This window comes from Olleya sp. YS (assembly GCF_029760915.1).
Lineage (GTDB): Bacteria > Bacteroidota > Bacteroidia > Flavobacteriales > Flavobacteriaceae > Olleya.
This window is the reverse complement of the sequence record NZ_CP121685.1, coordinates 741,763-762,286: the sequence shown is the minus strand read 5'-3', so window position 1 is coordinate 762,286 and position 20,524 is coordinate 741,763. Positions and strand designations below refer to the sequence as shown.

Sequence of the window (20,524 nt, the reverse complement as noted above, 5' to 3'; positions counted from 1 at the left end):
TAATTAAAATGAAAAAATTAATACACGTAGCATTAATAATTTTAGTTAGTGTTAGTTTGTCTTGTAAAAATAAAACTCAAGAAACTAAAGCGCCAGAAGTAGTTACCGAAGCTAAAAACGATATCGAAAGAGTAGAACCGCCTAATTGGTGGATTGGTTTTAATAACAATCAGTTTCAATTACTAGTGAAGCATCCAAACATTTCTGACGCAGAATTAAGCATCAACTACCAAGGTGTTTCAATTGAAAAAGTACATAAAGCTGATAGTCCTAATTATTTGTTTGTTGATTTAGCTATTGCTGAAAGTGCTAAAGCAGGTCAATTTAATATCAACTTCAAATTTAAAGATGGGAAGCAGCTAACCCAAACATATGAGTTAAAAGATAGAGAAAGAGACGCAACAGATTTTCAAGGTTTTGATAGCAGTGACGTCATTTATTTGATTACTCCAGATCGATTTGCAAATGGAGATACTTCTAATGATATTTATTTAGATGCTTCTAGTATTAACGAAAATGGAGAACAAGTAAGCCTTTTAAAAGAAGCTACTATTAATAGACAAGATGATTATGGCAGACATGGTGGAGACATCAAGGGAATCATTCAACATTTAGATTATATTCAAGATATGGGTTTTACCCAAATATGGTCTAGTCCATTATTAATTAATGATATGCCTGAATCCTCTTATCATGGCTATGCAATGACCGATTTTTATCGAGTTGATCCTCGTTTTGGAACTTTAAAAGAGTATGAAGAATTATCTACAAAAGCCAAAGAAAAAGGAATGGGAATTATCATGGACCAAGTGGCTAACCATTGCGGAAGTGAGCATTGGTGGATGCAAGATTTACCATTTAAAGATTGGGTAAACCAACAAGCCAATTTTGAAAATAATAAACCATTAAACAATTCCAATCATAGACGTACAAGCAATCAAGATTTGTATGCTGCTATGCGTGATAAAAAAGAAATGGCAGAAGGTTGGTTTGTTAGTGCAATGCCAGATTTAAACCAGCGTAATCCGTTTATGGCTAACTATATTATTCAAAATAGCATTTGGTGGATTGAAACGCTAAACCTAAGCGGAATAAGACAAGACACTTATCCATATCCTGATAAAACATTTATGGCTAATTGGGCAGGAGCAATCATGAACGAATATCCTAATTTTAATATCGTTGGTGAAGAATGGAGTTATAACCCATTGCTAATAGCCTATTGGCAAGATGGAAACAAAAACAAAGATGGTTACAAATCCAATTTAAAATCAACCATGGATTTTGCAATGCAAAGACATATCGTTGACGCTTTAAATGAAGAAGAAAAATGGGACACTGGATTAGTTAAAATGTACGAAGGTTTGGCAAACGACTTTGCATATACCTCACCAAAAGACATCATGATTTTTCCAGATAATCATGATATGAGCCGCATTTTTACACAATTAAAAGGTGATATTCCAAATACAAAAATGGCACTAAGTTATTTATTAATGCTACCAAGAACACCACAACTTTATTATGGAACAGAAATCTTAATGAATGACTTTGAAAAACCAGGCGATCATGGATTAATCCGTACGGATTTTCCTGGTGGTTGGCAAGGTGATACCGTTAATGCATTTACAGGTGAAGGATTAACAGACGACCAAAAAGATATGCAAAACTATCTTAAAAAGGTGCTGAATTACAGAAAAACAAGTGCTGCCATTCACGATGGTAAAACCATTCATTTTGCACCATTTTTAGGAACGTATTTCTTGTTTAGAGTTGTTGAAGGCGAAACCGTTGTACATATTATTAATAAAAATGATGAACCAATTACTATCGATTTAAAACGCTATGAAGAAGTCGGTTTAAACGGAAAAACATTGAAAAACATCATCACTGGTGAAACTTTTGTATGGCAAGATGACATCCAATTAAAAGAAAGAGGAAGCTTACTATTAACTACCAAATTATAAACAAATGTTACCTCGAGCGTAGTCGAGAGGTCTCAATTAAATGAAACAATCTGTCATTCAGAACGAAGTGAAGAATCTTTTAAATAATAAAATGAAAAACATTATTTACATACTATCCTTTTTACTAGTCCAAGTAACAATTGCACAAGTCACCATCATCGTGGATGGACTTCCTGAAGACACACCAAAAGACGCTTCTATTTTTATTTCAGGTGATTTTGAAGGTTGGTCTGGTGGACATAAAGACTATCAATTACAACAAGTAGATGGTCAATATCAAATCACGCTTCCAAAAACAGAACAGCGTATTTTATTTAAGTTTACTTTGGGCAATTGGAATACTGCAGAAAGTACAAATACAGGTGAAGCTATAGATAATCGCATTTACAAGTTTGAAAAACCAAACGACACGTTTAAGGTTAAAATTGCTGGTTGGAGTCATTTGTTTGATAATGAAGAAGCCTCAACTGCTTCAAAAAATGTTACCATTCTTTCCGAAGAGTTTCATATGCCTCAACTAAACAGAAAACGTCGTGTTTGGATCTATTTACCACCAGATTATAAAACCTCAAAGCAGGATTATCCTGTCGTATATATGCACGATGGTCAAAACATTTTTGATGCAAAAACCTCTGGTTATGGCGAGTGGAATGTGGATGAAACCTTAGACAAATTATTCAAAGACAACCTAAAGCTTATTGTTGTTGGTATCGATAATGGTGAATCTAAGCGTTTAGATGAGTATTCACCTTGGACCAATGCTAAATATGGTGGAGGTGAAGGAGATATGTATGTCGATTTTATTGTCAATACACTAAAACCACATATTGATGCTAATTACAACACCAAAAAAGATAGAAGCAATACAGCTATTTTTGGTAGCTCCATGGGTGGATTAATTTCGCATTATGCTGCATTAAAATATCCAGAAGTTTTTGGTAAAGTAGGAGTGTATTCTCCAGCGTTTTGGTTTGCTCCAGAAGTAAATGAGTTTACCAAAAAGCATGCTAATCTTCAAAATACCAAAATGTACTTTTTAGCAGGTGGAAAAGAAGGAGAAAATGCTGGATTTAATGAAATTAGTCAGACTGTTATAGACATGAAAAGTATAACGTCTTTATTAAAAGACAATGGATTCCCAGAAGAAAACATACAATCTAAAGTTGTTCCAGAAGGTAGGCATAATGAAGAATTATGGCGAAATAACTTTGAAGAAGCCATTACGTGGTTGTTTGAAGATGCTATTCAAAAAAGAGAATTTGTTTCTGCTGATTTTAAAAATAATCAATTAAATATTCAGGTTTCTGATGGAAGCTATTCTATCCAATTTTACAATCCTAAAACTGTCGAAACCACATTTTTACCAACAGGTGAAACATTTGATAAAAAGTCACATGCTGTAGTTTTATATAAAGCACTTTCTAATGTAAAGTTTAATGAAACAACTTCAGAGATTAGTTTTCAATCTGCAAAATTAACAGTAAAAATTACCAAGTCGCCTTTTCATATGTCCTATTGGAAAGATGGTAAAGAAATCACTTCAATAAAAAATGGCTATCAAAAAACAGACGATTTCGAAACCATTAGTTTCAACTTAAAACCAAAGGAAGTATTATATGGTGGTGGAGCTAGAGCGTTAGGTATGAACCGACGAGGTAATCGTTTAGAGCTATACAACAAAGCACATTATGGTTACGAAGAAAGAAGCGAGTTAATGAATTACACCATGCCAATGGTAGTATCTTCCAATAAGTATCTTATTCATTTTGATAATGCACCAATAGGCTTTTTAGATTTAGATAGCAACGCAGATAACACCATCACTTACGAAACCATTTCTGGTAGAAAAACCTATCAAATTGTGGTTGGTGAGTCTTGGTTGGATTTAACCAAAAATTACACAAAACTAACTGGCAGACAACCTATGCCACCACGTTGGGCTATGGGTAATTTTTCTAGTCGATTTGGTTACCATTCACAAAAAGAAGTAGAAGCAACAGTTCAAAAATTTAGAGACGAAAACATTCCGTTAGATGCTATAATCATTGATATTTTCTGGTTCGGAAAAACCATTCAAGGCACTATGGGAAATTTAGAATTTTACAGAGATTCGTTTCCAAATCCTAAACAAATGATTAAAGGGTTAAAAGACCAAAATGTGAAAACGGTTTTAGTCACAGAACCTTTTGTGTTAACAACTTCTAAGCGTTGGGACGAAGCTGTAAAAGCCGATATTTTGGCTAAAGATTCTATAGGTAATCCATATACTTTCGACTTCTATTTTGGTAATACAGGATTGATAGATATTTACAATCCAAAAGGAAAACAATGGTTTCAGAATATTTATAAAGATTTAGTAAACTTAGGTGTGTCAGGGGTTTGGGGCGATTTAGGAGAGCCAGAAGTGCATCCTGAAGGGTTACTTCACGCAACAGGAACTGCAGATGAGGTGCATAATATTTATGGTCACCATTGGGCAGAATTGGTTCAGGAGATGTACGTTAAAAACTTCTCTAATACAAGACCATTTATTTTAATGCGTGCAGGAAGTTCTGGCTCACAACGTTTTGGGATGATTCCTTGGTCTGGAGACGTCAACAGAACTTGGGGAGGATTACAATCTCAACCAGAAATTGCGCTTCAAATGGGACTGCAAGGTTTGGCGTATATGCATAGCGATTTAGGTGGATTTGCAGGAAATAATCTAGATGATGAGCTGTACGCACGTTGGTTACAGTATGGAGTGTTTCAACCTATTTACAGACCTCACGCACAAGAAGATGTGCCTGCAGAACCTGTTTACAGAAGCGATAAAGCGAAAGCATTAGCCAAGCAAGCTATCGAATTGCGATACCAATTACTACCATATAATTACAATTTGGTATTTGAAAATAATCAAACAGGAGCACCTTTAATGCGACCATTATTTTTTGAAGAGGAAGATAATTCAAAGTTACAAACTGTAGCATCAACCTACCTTTGGGGAAATAACTTTTTAGTAACACCTATTGTTAATGCCAACCAAACAGAAGCTGAGGTATACTTTCCAAAAAACAGCAACTGGTTCAATTATTATACAGATGAAAAAGTGGAAGGAGGACAAAGTCTTTCAGTAAAAACTGAAGACAATTACATCCCAACTTACGTTCGTGGTGGTGCATTTATTCCTACCGCAAAACCAATGCAAAGTACAGCAGAATATAACGGAAACAACTTCGATTTACACTACTATTTTGATGCTTCAATAAAAGAAAGTGTTCAAACACTTTACAATGATGATGGAAACACCAAAGACGCTTTTGAAAAAGGACAATATGAAATTTTAGAGTTTGAAGCTGAATCTTGCAAAAACCGTTTAGATATAGAATTTGAGGCTGAAACAGGTGCAAATTACGTAGAATCAACTAAAACAATAGATGTGATAATTCACAATTTTCCGAAGTCACCAAAACGTATAAAATTCAATAGAAAAAAAATAGAATTCACTTATAATAAGGTTGATAAAACATTGACTTTTCAAGTCAATTGGAATACCTCAAATGACGTTGAAACACAAATAAAATATTAGTGATTTTGTCATTCCTGCGAAAGCAGGAATCCACATTAAATATAGAAACATGAAAAATTTAAAACCAATAATAACACTTTTAATAATTGTACTTTTTTCTTGCAAATCAGATAAAAAGACGAGTCAAGATTTGGCACAACATCAACAAAAAGAAGAAGCACAAACACCTTTTGTTTGGGAAGCCGCAAATGTATATTTCTTATTAACGGATCGTTTTAATAATGGCGACAAAACCAACGATGTTAATTACGGTAGGACTAAAGAAACAGCAGTGTTACGTGGTTTTGAAGGAGGCGATTTAAAAGGTGTTACCCAAAAAATAGAGGAAGGTTACTTTACCAATTTAGGTGTTAACGCTATTTGGATGTCACCAATTGTAGAGCAAATACATGGCGGAACAGATGAAGGAACTGGATTGACGTATGGTTTTCATGGATATTGGACCAAAGATTGGACTAACATTGATGCTAATTTGGGTACAAAAGATGATTTAAAAAATTTGGTAGATGCTGCGCATAAAAAAGGCATCAGGGTTCTGTTAGATGCTGTTATTAATCACACAGGTCCAGTCACAGAAAAGGATCCCGTTTGGCCAAACGATTGGGTTAGAACTCAGCCACAATGTCGTTATGATAATTATGATAACACAATAACCTGTACACTGGTTAAAAATCTTCCAGATATTAAAACCGAAAGCAACAATGCAGTAGAATTACCTCCTCAATTAGTTCAAAAATGGAAAGACGAAGGTCGTTATGAGCAAGAAGTTGCAGAATTAGACGCATTTTTCAAAAAAACAGGTTATCCACGTGCACCTCGTTTTTATATCATGAAGTGGTTAAGCGATTATATTACAGACTTTGGAATTGATGGTTATAGAGTCGATACAGTTAAGCACACTGAGGAATTTGTGTGGCAAGAATTTAGAGAGGTTTGTGATAACGCTTTCGCAGAATTTAAGCAGCAAAACCCAAATAAGGTCTTAGATAATAATGGGTTTTATTTAACAGGAGAAGTATATAATTACGGAATTTCAGCTGGAAAAGCGTTCGATTTTGGAGACAAAAAAGTCAATTATTTTGATAAAGCATTTAATAGCTTAATCAATTTTGAAATGAAATGGAACGCACAACAACAATCCTATGAAGAACAGTTTAATCGTTATAATACGATATTAAATAGTGACTTAAAAGGTTATGGCGTTTTAAACTATTTAACGTCGCATGACGATGGACAACCGTTTGATAAAAACAGAGAAAAAACATTTGAAACTGCAACCCGATTATTACTATCACCTGGTACGTCTCAAATCTATTATGGAGATGAAACTGCAAGAGACTTAACTATTGAAGGTACAGTTGGTGATGCCACCTTACGTAGTTTTATGAATTGGAATGAGATGTCACAACACCAAGATTTGCTTATCCATTGGCAAAAACTGGGTCAGTTTAGACTTAATCATCCAGCAATTGGAGCAGGACAACATCTAATGATTAGTGAATCACCTTACATATTTAGTAGAGTATATACAAATGGTGATTTTAAAGATCAAGTTATAGTTGCTATAGATTTTCCAAAAGAATTACAAATCTTAAATGTGTCTTCAGTTTTTAAAGAAGGACAAAAAGTAAGAGATTTTTATTCAGGAGAACATTTTGAAGTTAAAAATGGAACAGTCAAAATTACATCAAACCAAAACATCATTTTATTAGAAGAATTAAAATAACAAACACATGAAAAAAGTAATTGTATTAGCCTTATTAATTGTAGCATTTGCTTGTAAAGATGAGCAGAAACAAACGGAAACAAAACCAGTTTCAGAAGAAAAACAAAAGCTTCAACCTATTTCAGATTCAGATCTAGAAACTGCTGTTATTTACGAAGCTAACATACGTCAATACTCACCTGAAGGGACGTTTGAGCAATTCACTAAAGACATTCCTCAGTTAAAACAATTAGGCGTAAAAGTCATTTGGTTAATGCCAGTATTTCCTATTTCAGAAACCAAACGTAAAGCAACAGGTGGAGCAGACAGTAAATTTGCAACCGATTTCCCAGAAGACGAACAAGCCAAATATTTAGGAAGTTATTATGCAGTATCAGATTTTACTAAAATCAATCCAGAATTTGGAACAATTGAAGACTTTAGAAGTTTAATAAAAACAGCTCACGATAATGGGATTTATGTCATTTTAGATTGGGTTCCTAATCACACAGGTTGGGATCATGAATGGTTAAAAACTAATCCAGACTATTACACACAAAATGATAAAGGAGAAGTCGTGCATCCTGAAGGTACCGATTGGACAGACGTTGCCGATTTAAATTACGACAACCAAGACATGCGTAAAGAGATGATTGAAGACATGAGTTATTGGATTACAAAAGAAGGTGTTGATGGATTTAGATGTGATGTAGCAGGTTCTGTACCAACAGATTTTTGGGAGCAAGCTATCCCTAAATTACGTGCTCAAAAAGATATTTTTATGCTAGCTGAAGCTTGGGAACCAGAATTATTAAAAGATGGATTATTTGATATGGCTTATGGTTGGGACAGGCATCATGCGATGAATGCCATAGCTAAAGGTGAAAAAGACGCAACAGCGTGGACAGAGATGATGACAACAGATGCAGAGCGTTACGAAGCAGATGATATTTTAATGAATTTTGTGACCAATCATGACGAAAACTCTTGGAATGGAACCATCAAAGAACGTATGGGTAAAAATGGAGAAATCATGACTGTGCTAAGTTATTTAACTCCAGGAATGCCACTAATATATTCAGGTCAAGAGTATGATTTAGACCACAGATTACTGTTTTTTGAAAAAGATAGCTTTCCGCATACCAAAGCTAGAACTTGGAAATTGTTACAGAAGTTAGCACAACTAAAACAAACTAATTCAGCTTTACATGGTGGGAAGCAAGCAGCCACTTTTACACCAATAGATAGCGGTAAAAACGTGATTGCTTTTTCTAGAACTAATGGAACAAACGAAGTACTTTTTGTTGCTAATGTGTCTTCAGAAAACATAAAAACAAGCTTACCACAACAAGGTAACTATCTAGACTATATGTCAAACAACACCTTAGAATTAAAAGGTGATGCTATAGCTCTAGACGCCAATACTTATAAAGTTTTAGTCAAACAATAAGTCCATAACTTTGTGTAAAAAAGGCTAGCATTATTGTTAGCCTTTTTTTGTTAGTTAAGTTTCTAATTTAAGCTAACCAGTTAAATTATATGCTAAACCCTTTTATAATAATAGATAACAGTCTTTTTTTATCTATTTTTGCACTGTTATGCAAGAACTTAAACTGTCAGACTGGTTACCTACCACAAACAAAGAGGTGAAAATTCGCGGTTGGGACACACTAGACGTCATCCTATTTAGTGGTGATGCCTATGTGGATCATCCTACGTTTGGTCCTGCGGTTATTGGTCGTTTGTTAGAAAGTATGGGTTTACGTGTAGCTATTGTTCCTCAACCCAATGTCAATGATAATCTTCAGGATTTTGTCAAACTAGGTAAACCAAGATTGTTTTTTGGAGTTACTGGTGGTTGCATGGATCCAATGATTAGCAATTATAATGCTAACAAAAAACGTCGCGATAAAGATGCCTATACTCCAAATGGAGATATTGGTTTTAGACCAGATTATGCCTCAACAGTTTATAGTAATATCTTAAAAGAAAAATGGCCAGACACACCTGTTTTAATTGGTGGAATTGAAGGTTCGCTTCGTCGTGTTACGCATTACGATTATTGGAGTGATAAATTGATGCCAACTATTTTAGAGACTTCTAAAGCAGATATGCTGGTGTATGGAATGGGAGAGCAACCTCTACGTGAAATAGTGCGTTTGTTAGAGAAAGGTGTTCCTTTTAATAGTATTAACACGGTATTGCAAACAGCTGTGTTGATGGATAAAGATGAAAAAATTCCGAAGAATAGTAATTGGGAAGATGTCGAAATCGCATCACACGAAGTTTGTTTAAAAGACAAGAAAAAATACGCCTCTAACTTTAAAGTCATAGAGCAAGAGTCTAATAAGTTGGCAGCAAGACGAATTTTTCAGAAAGTTGGTAATAAGACGTTGATGATTAATCCGCCATATCCAACCATGACGGAAGCAGAGATTGATGCGTCTTTTGATTTGCCTTACACACGATTACCACATCCAAAATACAATAAGCGTGGACCAATACCAGCTTATGAGATGATTAAGACTTCTATAAATATTCACAGAGGTTGTTTTGGTGGTTGTAGCTTTTGTACCATATCTGCGCATCAAGGAAAATTTATAGCAAGTCGTAGTAAAGAATCGATTTTAAAAGAAGTTGATAAAGTTGCCAATATGCCAGACTTTAAAGGCTATTTAAGCGACATTGGTGGACCAAGTGCTAATATGTATCAAATGAAAGGTAAAGTGCAAGCTATCTGTGATAAGTGTGTGGCACCTAGTTGTATTTCGCCAGTAATTTGTAGTAATTTAGATACGTCTCATAAACCGTTAACCGAATTATATCAAGCGGTAGACAGTCATCCTAAAGTAAAAAAATCATTTATAGGTTCTGGAATTAGACATGATATGTTAGTGCCAGAATTTAATAAAAATGCAGACCCAAAAGAGTTGGATGCTTATACCGAAGAAGTGATGACCAAGCACGTTTCTGGACGCTTAAAAGTCGCGCCAGAACACACGAGTGATCCTGTTTTAAAATTAATGCGGAAACCGTCGTTCTCGTACTTCCATAAGTTTAAAGAGCGTTTTGATAAGATTAATATCAAGAAGAATTTAAAGCTTCAATTAATACCCTATTTTATTTCTAATCATCCAGCTTGCGAAGTTGAAGATATGGCAAACCTCGCTGCCGAAACTAAAGATATGGGTTTCCAGTTAGAGCAAGTACAAGGGTTTACTCCAACACCAATGACAGTAGCGACTGTTATTTACTATAGTGGTTACCATCCTTACACGCTTAAAAAAGTAAACACGCCAAAAACCCGAAAAGAAAAAGACGAGCAACACCGTTTTTTCTTTTGGTATAAAGACGAAAACAAAGCGTGGATAAAAAAGACGTTGAATAAAGTTGGTCGTCAAGATTTACTAAAAGTACTCTTACCAGAAAAGAAAGAAAAATGGCGTAAAAACAAGCCTAATGGTGAAGCCAAAGACACGTTTAATGATGCTGTACCTTTTAATCAAAGGAAGCAGAAGGTTAAGTATAAGTCTAGGAAGAAGAGACGTTAGATTTTAAGTATAAATTCCACATTTTTTGCAAAGATTTAATTCAGTTAATACTCTAACTACACCTTTGCAGTTATGACATATTTTATATGTGTTACCTTCAAAATCATAAAATTCTTCTTCATCTAGCTCTTCCCAATCAGTAAAGTAGAACCATTCATCTTTTGTGTTGATAGTCTTAAGTTCTTCCTCCCAAACTAAACCTAGAGATTCTACATATTTTTTTGCATGTTCTTCTGTCCTTGAATAATGTTCACCTTCATAAAAAAGAACTCCTTTATTCATTCCCTTTCCATCATCGCTAGATTTCCTTGCATACCAAATCATTATATTTTTTAAAAGTAAATATAATGAAATGATACTTATTGTATGTTGATTATTGCATACAATAAGTATAGTTTCGATTAATGGTAAATAAATTCCTTCTTAAAGAATTTGGGCTAAGAATTCGAGAGTTAAGACTTGAGAATAAACTGAGTCAAGAAAAACTATCTTTTAAAACAGGTTTTCACAGAACATACATTGGTATGATTGAAAGAGGTGAACGTAATATTTCACTAACTAATATTGCAGTCTTTTCAAAAGCATTTGAAATCGAGATTTCTGAATTGCTGAATTTTGAAAATCAGAACCCAAAACTAAGCTTTAATGATTATCAATTGAAAACCGAAGAATAATGTCAAGAGCTCATAGTTTTAAATTGACATTATCTAATAATGTTACAGAGAAAGAAGGAATTAGATATATGTTAGAAAAGCAAACAGGTTTTTTTAAGATTGATTTACCAATGAAAAAAACTTTGCTTGATATCCTTGAATTACCATATAGTTTTAAACAGTCTTTTGATATGATTTATATACCTAAATTGAAAGGAATTAAATTTAAAGAAGATTATATAGAGACACATTTAGATGAAATTCAATTCATTGAGATAAAGACAACTAAAAAGTTTCTGCCAGAAAACCCAAAAGGATTTTTCTTTGGAGCTACAGAGAATGAATTTAATTTCGCAAAATTAGTTGGAGATAGATTTAGGTTTTGCTTTATATCTTTACATCCTGATTCTTTTTCTTATTGTTTGCTCAAAATGGATGAGTTAGAATCAATAATTAAAAATAAAAGAATTCAATATCAAATAAACTTATAATTTTAGTTAATGCGCCTCCAACCAATTCAAACCAGTATCGACTTCAACATCTAACGGAACCTCCATTTTAAAAGCATTCTCCATTTCGGTTTTAATCAAGGTTTTCATTTCGTCAAGTTCAGGTTTATAGACATCAAAGACCAATTCATCATGCACTTGTAAGAGCATTTTAGTTTTAAAATTTCCGTGGGATAACTTATTATAAATATTAATCATGGCAATTTTAATAATATCTGCAGCACTACCTTGTATTGGTGCGTTTACCGCATTACGTTCTGCAGCTCCACGCACTACAGCGTTACGACTATTAATATCTTTTAAATAACGACGTCTGTCTAAAACGGTTTTTACGTAACCGTTATCACGCGCAAAATCGACTTGCTCGCTCATGTATTTTTTAAGCTTAGGGTAGGTTTCGTAATAGGTATCTATCAACTCTTTGGCTTCGCTACGAGACAAATCGGTTTGGTTACTTAGTCCAAAAGCAGACACACCATAAATAATCCCAAAGTTTACGGTTTTGGCATTGCTACGTTGCTCTCTAGTCACCTCTTCAATAGGCACATTAAACACTTTAGATGCAGTCGACGCATGAATATCTTCACCATTTTTAAAGGCTTCAATCATGGTTTCTTCTTTACTTAATGCAGCAATAATACGCAGTTCTATTTGGCTGTAATCGGCTGCTAGTAAAATATAGTCGTCGTTACGTGGTACAAACGCTTTTCGCACTTGACGACCACGTTCAGTTCGTATTGGGATGTTCTGTAAATTAGGATTATTACTACTTAATCGTCCTGTTGCAGCAACGGTTTGCATATAATCTGTGTGCACACGACCAGTTGTAGGTTCAACTTGAAGCGGTAACGCATCTACATAGGTACTTTTTAATTTTGCAAGTCCACGATAGTCTAAAATGTTTTGGATAATCTCATGGTCTTTGGCTAAATAGGATAAAATATCTTCTCCTGTTTTGTACTGACCAGTTTTTGTTTTTTTAGGCTTATCGACGAGTTTTAATTTTTCGAATAAAATAATACCCAATTGCTTTGGTGACGCGATATTAAATTCTTCACCAGCAACATCGTAAATTTTAGCTTCTAAGGTTTTGATGTCGTTATCCAACTCTTCAGACAAACTATTTAAGAATGTTTCATCTAAATTAATACCTTCTAGTTCCATTGCAGCCAGTACACGAAGTAAAGGCACTTCGATATCATTAAATAGTTTTTGGGTGTTGGCTTCGCCTAATTCTTTTTCAAAATGCTCTTTTAGTTGAAGTGTGATATCTGCATCCTCTACTGCGTATTCGGTTTGTTTCTCTAACGGAACATCACGCATAGACAATTGATTCTTCCCTTTTTTACCAATCAGTTCTGTGATAGATACTGGTGTGTAGTTTAAATAGGTTTCTGCCAACACATCCATATTGTGACGCATGTCAGGATTGATTAAATAATGCGCTAACATGGTGTCAAACAGTTTACCTTTAACTTCGACATTATATTTTGCAAGTACTTTGATATCGTACTTTAAATTCTGTCCTACTTTTTCGATGGTTTCACTTTCAAAAAAACATCGTAATTCTTCGATAATAGATTGTGCTTCTTGTCTGTCTTCTGGAAAAGGTAAATAAAAGCCTTTACCAACTTCCCAAGAAAATGCAATACCTACCAACTCAGCAGTTAATGGATTAAGTCCTGTGGTTTCCGTATCAAAACATACGCTAGTTTGATTCATTAAATTTTTAATGAATAGTTTGGTTGCCATTCCTGGCGCAACGCTTTGGTAAAAATGCGAGGTAGTTTCAATGGTTTTTCTAGTGTATTCTGAAACGGTTTCAGTCGCAGATGAAGGTTCTGCTCCAAACAATGAAAATTGTCCTGCACCTGCGTTAGAATTTGAACTTGAAACTGAGGTTGAATTTGAAGACTTCTCGACAGAGCCTGTACTGAGCGAAGACGAAGTGCTCGAAGTGACAGTTCCATTAGTATTTGATTTGGAAGTAGCTTCTGCACCAGACGTAAAGGTTTTTACAAAATTATCTGTGAGTCGTCTAAACTCTAATTCTTGAAATATTTCTTTTACTTTTTCAACATCTGGATGATCGAGTTCAAAATCTTTAGCGTTAAACGTTACAGGAACATCTAACATAATGGTTGCTAATTTCTTAGATAGTAAACCCAACTCACCATTCGCCTCAATCTTTTCTTTCATTTTACCTTTAAGCTCGTGTGTATTAGCTAAAAGATTTTCCATACTTCCGTAGGCTGCTAAAAACTTCTTCGCAGTTTTTTCTCCAACACCTGGAAGTCCAGGAATATTATCGCTAGAATCTCCCATCATACCCAAAAAGTCAATGACTTGCATTGGGTCTGTGACTTCAAATTTTTTCTGTACTTCTGGGATGCCCCAAGTTTCATAACCACCACCAAAAACAGGTCTATACATAAAAATGTTTTCGGTAACTAGTTGCGCAAAATCTTTATCTGGAGTGACCATAAAGACTTTATAACCTTCTTTTTCCGCTTGACGGGATAATGTACCAATGACATCATCTGCTTCATAACCTTCTTTTACCATGATTGGAATATGCATGGCTTCCAGAATATTACAGATATGCGGAATTGCGGTACGAATACCTTCTGGTGTTTCGTCTCTATTTGCTTTATAAGCTTCAAACATTTCGACTCTATCTGTACTACCACCTTTATCAAAACATACCGCTAAATGGTCTGGACGTTCACGTTTAATAACGTCTAATAACGAGTTCATAAAACCCATAATAGCTGAGGTGTCTTCTCCTTTAGAATTGATTCGTGGGTTTTTTATAAAGGCGTAATAACCACGAAATATAAGTGCATAAGCATCAACTAAAAAAAGGCGTTTTTGATCTGACATGAATTTTGTTTTTTGAAGATTATAAAACTACAAAAACTTATGCTTTAAATAGAAATTAATTGAATTGCAATTGTAAATATATATTGTATGTTTGTGTTTAAAATTTTAAAATATGAGAAAAATATTATTTGCTTTTTTAGGTTTATGTGCTCTATCATGTTCAAGTGATGACGACTCTAATACTGATACAACACCTGCTATTGTAGGTACTTGGGTAATATCTGAGTTTAATGTTGAAAATGATTCATTTGATTTGAATAACGATGGAGTTGAGTCAAGTGATCTTATTGCTGAAACCGGTTGCTATCAAGGAGAATCGATTGTTTTTAATGCAGATGGTACAGGTAGTGTTACTTATACTACGGATTTAGACCTTACGCTTACAAACCAGAATAATGTAGAAACCTTTAGCTACGTATGTGAAGAAGATAATTTTATATTTAATTTTACTTGGACTCAGTCGGCTAATGGAAGTTTTGTTGCCAGCGCTGGTGGAGAAGATGTTATTTTTACTTTACCTTCAAATAATGTATTAGTAAGACCTAGTTTTTTTGAATATGAAATAGTATTTCTTGACGCCAATGGAGATGTGTCAAGCACTACTTTTTCAGATTCTGATGCTACTAATGTTTTTGTAAAGCAATAAACAAACGTTATAATTATTAAAAAAGGCGAAACATTTGTTTCGCCTTTTTTAATGTTAATTTTTTATGATTTTTTTTGTTGTTATTAGATTCTTAGATTTTAATTTTAGGAAATAAACTCCAGAATCTAAGTGCTCTAAACTCAGTCTTTCAGTATAAGGAATATCCAAAATCAATCGTCCATTAATATCATAAAGACTTATTAAATCAATATCTAAACTTGTCTTTATTTGAACAAAATCTTCTGCTGGATTTGGAAAAATTGTTACTTTTTTATCTAATGATAAATCATCTGTGCTTAAAGTTGCACTGCTTTCTATAGTAAAGCTTTTATAATTAGTGTTAGTTGCTGTAGATGCACCTCTAAATAAGCGTAATTTATAAGTTGTTCCGTTAGTTAAACCACCAACGTTTCCAGAAGCACTAAAACATCCTAGTTGTGTTCCTGCACAGGCATCATATACTGCAAAATTATTCCAATTAATTGTGCCATCTATAATTATAAATCCATCTTCTGGCATTGTAAAATCATACCAAATATCTGCATAGTCTGCAACAGTTCCGCCAGAACATCCTTCTTCATTATTTACATTAGCACCAGCGATACCAAAATTAACTGTAGTTGGTGTTCCTGATAAAACGTTAATAGTTTCAGCAGAAGCACAATCGTCGTTAGTTATTATTTCAAATGCTTGTATGGTAAAACTACGGTAGTTATTATTATCTGTGTTAGCCAGTGTTCTAAATACACGTAGTTTATAGTTGGTAGTTGCGGTAAGACCGTCAAACTGCTCACTTGAGCTACCACATTGTATTTCTGTCCCACTGCATGCGTCGTAAAGAGCAAAATTATTCCAATTGATAGCTCCATTTACTAAAAGATTACCATTTACTGGCATTGTAAATTCATACCAAATGTCTGCATAGTCGTTTGTTGTACCAGTACAGCCTTCTTCATTATTTATTGAGGCACCACCAATATCAAAATTAATGGTTTGTTGGTCAGTCGTTACTGTTATATTTTCAGCAGAAGCACAATCGTCATTAGTCACGGTCTCAAATGCTCTAATAAAAAAAGATTTATAGCTATTGTTGTCTGCGGTTGCAATAGTTCTAAACACGCGCAGTTTGTAGTTGGTAGTAGCTGTAAGACCTTCAATAAATTCGTTAGCACTACCACATTGTATTTCTGTCCCACTACATGCATCGTAAAGCGCAAAATTATTCCAGTTGATGGAACCATCTATGTACAGATTTCCGTTTACAGGCATTGTAAAATCATACCAAATGTCTAGGTAATCGTTTGTTGTACCTGAGCAACCTTCTTCATTATTAATTTCCGCACCAGCAATCTCAAAATTGACTGTAGAACCTGTTGTTGTAACGGTTATGTTTTCCGCAGCAGCACAAGTATCATTAGCAACGGATTGGTAGGCAACAATGCTAAAAGCTTTATAACTTGTATTATCTGCAGTAGCTACAGTTCTGAAAACACGTAGTTTGTAGTTAGTTCCAGATATTAAGCCTTCAACAAACTCGTTAGCACTTCCGCACTGGATTTCTGTACCACTACATGTGTCATATAGTGCAAAATTATTCCAACTAATTGAGCCTTCTATATAAAGATTTCCGTCAAAAGGCATAGTAAAATCATACCAAATGTCTAAGTAATCATTGATTGTTCCGGAACATCCTACTTCGTTGTTTATTTCTGCACCAGCAATTTCAAAATTTACTGTAGTATTAGTAGCAGTTACTGAAATATTTTCTGATGAAGTACAATCGTCATTTGTTACCGTATCATAAGCTATGATACTAAAACTTTGATAAGACGTATTGTTAGCGGTTCCAGAAGCTCTAAAAACTCTGAGTGTATAAGTCGTTCCAGATACTAAATTATCTAAAAGCCCATTGCTAGAGAAACAGTTTAATTCTGTGCCTCCACAACTATCGTAAATGGCAAATTGGTTCCAAGATAAAGAACCATCTATATATAGATTTCCATTGGTTGGCATTGTAAATTCAAACCAAACATCAGCATAATCTGCAGTCGTACCAGAACAGCCTTCTTGGTTGTTTAAAGTGGCAGTATTAATATCAAAAGGGACATTTAAATTAGTAGTACTAACAGTAATTATCTGTGCATTTGAGCAATCATCGTTTGCTGGTTGAGCAAATCCGAATGACAGAGTTAGTAGCAAGAGGGATGTAAAGTAAAGTTGTTTCATAACTAATGGATTTAGATTTAAAGTTACAGACTAAAAGTTAGTTATAATAGTATTAATGTAAGAATTACCTTGTTTTGTGTATAGTTGGTTGTTTTTTAAATAAAACTTGACCCATTAGGTTTTTACAACACAATCAGACAATATATTGTGATTGACACCATCTTGATATTTCATGTATCTAAATCCTTCATGTATACAATAAGCACCTGTTTCTCCTGCTGTATTGATAGCAATATAGGCAACCTGAAAATCTTTATAGCTTGGATTTTTTGAGGTAACTCGACGTACAGCTTCTTCGCAAGCTTGTTGCGGATGCATTCCGTTTCGCATGAGTTCGACAATTAAAAAACTACCTACTGTTTTCATAATTTCTTCCCCTAATCCTGTTGCTGCAGCTCCACCAATAGAGTTGTCAATAAATAATCCTGAACCAATTATGGGAGAATCGCCAATCCGACCTTTCATTTTATAAGATAATCCAGAGGTGGTACAAGCACCAGCAATATCGCCATTTTTATCTAAACATAGCATACCTATGGTGTCGTGATTTTCGATATTAATTATAGGTTTGTATTCTGGTGATTTTTTCCATGTTTCCCATGCTTTTTTAGAGTCTTCTGTAAGTAATTGTTCTTTTTTAAATCCTTGGGTATAGGCAAATTCTTCTGCACCTTGACCTGCAAGCATCACATGAGGCGTTTCAGTCATGACTTGTTTGGCTAGAGCAGCCACATTGGTAATGTTTTCTACACAAACCACTGCACCACAATCTCCTGTACTATCCATGACACAAGCATCTAATGTAACGTTACCAGCTCTATCTGGTGTTCCGCCTTTTCCAACGGTTGTGTTTTTTAGATTTTCTTCTTCTACTGAAACCCCTGCAATTGCAGCATCTAAAGCATTTTTACCGTTTTCCAGTGATTGTCCTGCTTTGGCATTAGCATCAACAAATCCCCAAGTACAAATGGCAATGGGTGATATGGAAGGTTTTTTCATAATATTGCTTTTGGTTTCAGGATTTGAAGTGTTTTTTGGTTTTTTGTCACAATTTAAGGTAGTACTTCCTACAGCTATACCTAGTCCTGAAATCGATGCGTTTTTTATGAATGTCCTTCTTTTCATTAAACTTAATTAATACGTTACGCCTTGTTTGTCAAGAACAGTTTTTGTTCTGAACGCATAAAACAGCAAATATCCAAAGCATAACACTGCTATTAAATAAGAAGGTTGAATCCCAAAAATATCAGCTAATTTACCTTGTAAAGGCGGAATAATAGCACCACCTAAAATCATCATAATTAAAAATGCAGATCCTTGTGAGGTATACTTACCTAATCCTGCAATGCTTAAAGTAAAAATACATGGCCACATGATAGAACAGAATAAACCACCAGACAAGAGAGCAAAAAGTGCTACATTACCTGTGGTTAATAATCCTATAGTCATAGCAATAACACCTAGTAAACTGAATATTTTTAATGTTTTTACTGGATTGTCTTTTGCTAAAAAGAAACCTCCAATTTGAACTGCCACACAAATAGCAAAAAACAGAATTTGATTGGTAGAGTATTTGCCAAAATTCACTAGTAAAATCACTCCAAAAGCCACATAAGGCACGATAATTAACAGCCATTTTTTAAGTCCTTTACTTGGATTAAAAACAGTAATAGCACCTACCCAACGACCTATCATTAATCCTCCCCAGTATAGCGAGATAAAAGGTGCGATTTGGGCATCGTTTAGCGTAGGTAAACCAAGTGCATTAAGATTGGTTCTATCTACAGCTTGTTTAAGTAACTCGCCTAAATTGCTACCAACAGTAACTTCTACACCAACATAAGTAAATATGGCAAGCATCCCTAAAACTAGTTGTGGATATTTCATGGCTCCCCAACCTTCTGGTTTTTTGGACGAACTTGAATACGCAAACAATAGGCAGCCAATAACAGCAACTAATGCTATGATTAAGAAAGTCAATCGTTTGTTTTCTAAAGCTTCTGTAACAACTTCACCACCTGTGTAAGTACTAAAAATATACCCAAAACAACCAGCAATAATAATAGTTAATACAATAAGACTATTTTTGGCTTTATTGGCTGGTTCAAAAGCAGTTTCCGATTTTAATGCTGGTAATTTTTTTGAAAAATGAAACAGTGCAGCAGCTAATAAAAACAAGACACCAACACCTAAATACAACATTTGGACGGTTGTTAATTTAATGTCGTTATTTTTAATCATGAGCGCTAATTCTTCACTAGATAAAGGTGCAGATCCAAAGATGATAAATGCAACTACGATGGGTCCTATGGTGGTTCCAAACGAGTTGATTCCACCAGCTAAATTTAAACGATGCGATCCTGTTTTGGGATCACCTAAAGCAATTGCAAATGGGTTAGCGGTTGTTTGTTGTAACGAAAACCCTAAACCAACAATAAATAAGGCGACTAAAACAAAATAAAACACACTGGTTTGTCCTTGTTCTGCTCCTGCTGTTGCTGGATACATGACAAACGCACCAACTGCAGACAGTAATAATCCATAGACAATCCCGTTTTTATAACCCCAAGCATTTAAGATGTCTTTTTTTAATCCACTAGAGATAATAAACAATAAAAGCGCACCAATATAATACGCACCATAAAATGCAAAATCTACTAATTGCGATTGAAATTGATCTATATTAAATACGTTTTACAAAACGGAATAAAGACTCCGTTAGAGGCAGCTATAAATCCCCAGAAGAAGAATACTGTTACTAAAGTAGTTAAAGCAGATTTGTTGTTTTGATTGTTCATTTAGTTAGTTTTTTATTG

General features: G+C 34.4%; 12 protein-coding genes and 1 pseudogene. 8 read left to right on the top strand and 5 right to left on the bottom strand.

Annotated features, from left to right (window positions below; genetic code table 11):
• Positions 1–8: 8 nt before the first annotated feature.
• The 5 genes from Ollyesu_RS03515 (at position 9) to Ollyesu_RS03495 (ending at position 10,791) form a co-directional block, all read left to right on the top strand.
• Positions 9–1,967 carry a glycoside hydrolase family 13 protein gene (locus tag Ollyesu_RS03515; RefSeq protein ID WP_279302413.1) on the top strand — a complete coding sequence of 653 codons (1,959 nt, stop codon included), beginning with the start codon at positions 9–11 and terminating at the stop codon, positions 1,965–1,967.
• 91 nt (positions 1,968–2,058) lie between these two features.
• Positions 2,059–5,535 (top strand): TIM-barrel domain-containing protein, encoded by a 3,477-nt coding sequence (locus Ollyesu_RS03510; protein ID WP_279302412.1) that lies wholly within the window; start codon positions 2,059–2,061, stop codon positions 5,533–5,535.
• Positions 5,536–5,584: 49 nt separating this feature from the next.
• The gene (locus Ollyesu_RS03505) at positions 5,585–7,261 is read left to right on the top strand and encodes an alpha-amylase family glycosyl hydrolase (RefSeq protein ID WP_279302411.1); all 1,677 of its coding nucleotides are present in this window, start codon (positions 5,585–5,587) and stop codon (positions 7,259–7,261) included.
• Positions 7,262–7,268: 7 nt separating this feature from the next.
• Entirely contained in the window at positions 7,269–8,690 is a 1,422-nt protein-coding gene (locus tag Ollyesu_RS03500) for an alpha-amylase family glycosyl hydrolase (RefSeq protein WP_279302410.1), read from the top strand.
• A 148-nt stretch (positions 8,691–8,838) separates the two neighbouring features.
• On the top strand, positions 8,839–10,791 hold the full coding sequence (locus Ollyesu_RS03495) for a YgiQ family radical SAM protein (protein ID WP_279302409.1): 1,953 nt from the start codon (positions 8,839–8,841) through the stop codon (positions 10,789–10,791).
• 3 nt (positions 10,792–10,794) lie between these two features.
• Here Ollyesu_RS03495 and Ollyesu_RS03490 read toward each other — a convergent pair whose 3' ends face one another.
• Positions 10,795–11,115: a hypothetical protein gene (locus tag Ollyesu_RS03490; RefSeq protein WP_279302408.1), complete on the bottom strand. Its 321-nt coding sequence runs from the start codon at positions 11,113–11,115 to the stop codon at positions 10,795–10,797.
• 80 nt (positions 11,116–11,195) lie between these two features.
• Here Ollyesu_RS03490 and Ollyesu_RS03485 point away from each other — a divergent pair, with 80 nt between their 5' ends.
• Together Ollyesu_RS03485 and Ollyesu_RS03480 are read left to right on the top strand one after the other, a co-directional pair.
• On the top strand, positions 11,196–11,465 hold the full coding sequence (locus tag Ollyesu_RS03485) for a helix-turn-helix transcriptional regulator (protein ID WP_279302407.1): 270 nt from the start codon (positions 11,196–11,198) through the stop codon (positions 11,463–11,465).
• Positions 11,465–11,935: a hypothetical protein gene (locus Ollyesu_RS03480; RefSeq protein WP_279302406.1), complete on the top strand. Its 471-nt coding sequence runs from the start codon at positions 11,465–11,467 to the stop codon at positions 11,933–11,935. The genes Ollyesu_RS03485 and Ollyesu_RS03480 overlap by 1 nt, the downstream gene beginning before the upstream one ends.
• 6 nt (positions 11,936–11,941) lie before the next feature.
• Here the strand turns inward: Ollyesu_RS03480 and polA are convergent, their stop codons facing one another.
• On the bottom strand, positions 11,942–14,836 hold the full coding sequence (gene polA, locus Ollyesu_RS03475; RefSeq protein ID WP_279302405.1) for a DNA polymerase I: 2,895 nt from the start codon (positions 14,834–14,836) through the stop codon (positions 11,942–11,944).
• A 112-nt stretch (positions 14,837–14,948) separates the two neighbouring features.
• Between polA and Ollyesu_RS03470 the strand changes: the two genes are divergently transcribed.
• Positions 14,949–15,482 carry a lipocalin family protein gene (locus tag Ollyesu_RS03470; protein WP_279302404.1) on the top strand — a complete coding sequence of 178 codons (534 nt, stop codon included), beginning with the start codon at positions 14,949–14,951 and terminating at the stop codon, positions 15,480–15,482.
• Positions 15,483–15,536: 54 nt separating this feature from the next.
• On the opposite strand, the gene Ollyesu_RS03465 is transcribed toward Ollyesu_RS03470, so the two are convergent.
• The 3 genes and pseudogenes from Ollyesu_RS03465 to Ollyesu_RS03455 all read right to left on the bottom strand — a co-directional run bounded on the left by Ollyesu_RS03465 (position 15,537) and on the right by Ollyesu_RS03455 (position 20,506).
• A complete protein-coding gene (locus Ollyesu_RS03465; protein WP_279302403.1) occupies positions 15,537–17,708 on the bottom strand; it encodes a T9SS type A sorting domain-containing protein in 2,172 nt (723 codons plus the stop codon).
• A gap of 114 nt (positions 17,709–17,822) precedes the next feature.
• Complete coding sequence (locus tag Ollyesu_RS03460) at positions 17,823–18,833, bottom strand: N(4)-(beta-N-acetylglucosaminyl)-L-asparaginase (protein ID WP_279302402.1); 1,011 nt, start codon at positions 18,831–18,833, stop codon at positions 17,823–17,825.
• Positions 18,834–18,842: 9 nt separating this feature from the next.
• Positions 18,843–20,506, bottom strand: a pseudogene (locus Ollyesu_RS03455) (MFS transporter).
• Positions 20,507–20,524 lie beyond the last annotated feature (18 nt).

Coding starts and splice junctions, on each gene's coding strand:
- Ollyesu_RS03470 (WP_279302404.1), top strand. CDS start 14,949: ATGAGAAAAATATTATTTGCTTTTTTAGGTTTATGTGCTCTATCATGT.
- Ollyesu_RS03515 (WP_279302413.1), top strand. CDS start 9: ATGAAAAAATTAATACACGTAGCATTAATAATTTTAGTTAGTGTTAGT.
- Ollyesu_RS03485 (WP_279302407.1), top strand. CDS start 11,196: ATGGTAAATAAATTCCTTCTTAAAGAATTTGGGCTAAGAATTCGAGAG.
- Ollyesu_RS03460 (WP_279302402.1), bottom strand. CDS start 18,833: ATGAAAAGAAGGACATTCATAAAAAACGCATCGATTTCAGGACTAGGT.
- Ollyesu_RS03500 (WP_279302410.1), top strand. CDS start 7,269: ATGAAAAAAGTAATTGTATTAGCCTTATTAATTGTAGCATTTGCTTGT.
- Ollyesu_RS03505 (WP_279302411.1), top strand. CDS start 5,585: ATGAAAAATTTAAAACCAATAATAACACTTTTAATAATTGTACTTTTT.
- Ollyesu_RS03465 (WP_279302403.1), bottom strand. CDS start 17,708: ATGAAACAACTTTACTTTACATCCCTCTTGCTACTAACTCTGTCATTC.
- Ollyesu_RS03510 (WP_279302412.1), top strand. CDS start 2,059: ATGAAAAACATTATTTACATACTATCCTTTTTACTAGTCCAAGTAACA.
- polA (WP_279302405.1), bottom strand. CDS start 14,836: ATGTCAGATCAAAAACGCCTTTTTTTAGTTGATGCTTATGCACTTATA.
- Ollyesu_RS03495 (WP_279302409.1), top strand. CDS start 8,839: ATGCAAGAACTTAAACTGTCAGACTGGTTACCTACCACAAACAAAGAG.
- Ollyesu_RS03480 (WP_279302406.1), top strand. CDS start 11,465: ATGTCAAGAGCTCATAGTTTTAAATTGACATTATCTAATAATGTTACA.
- Ollyesu_RS03490 (WP_279302408.1), bottom strand. CDS start 11,115: ATGATTTGGTATGCAAGGAAATCTAGCGATGATGGAAAGGGAATGAAT.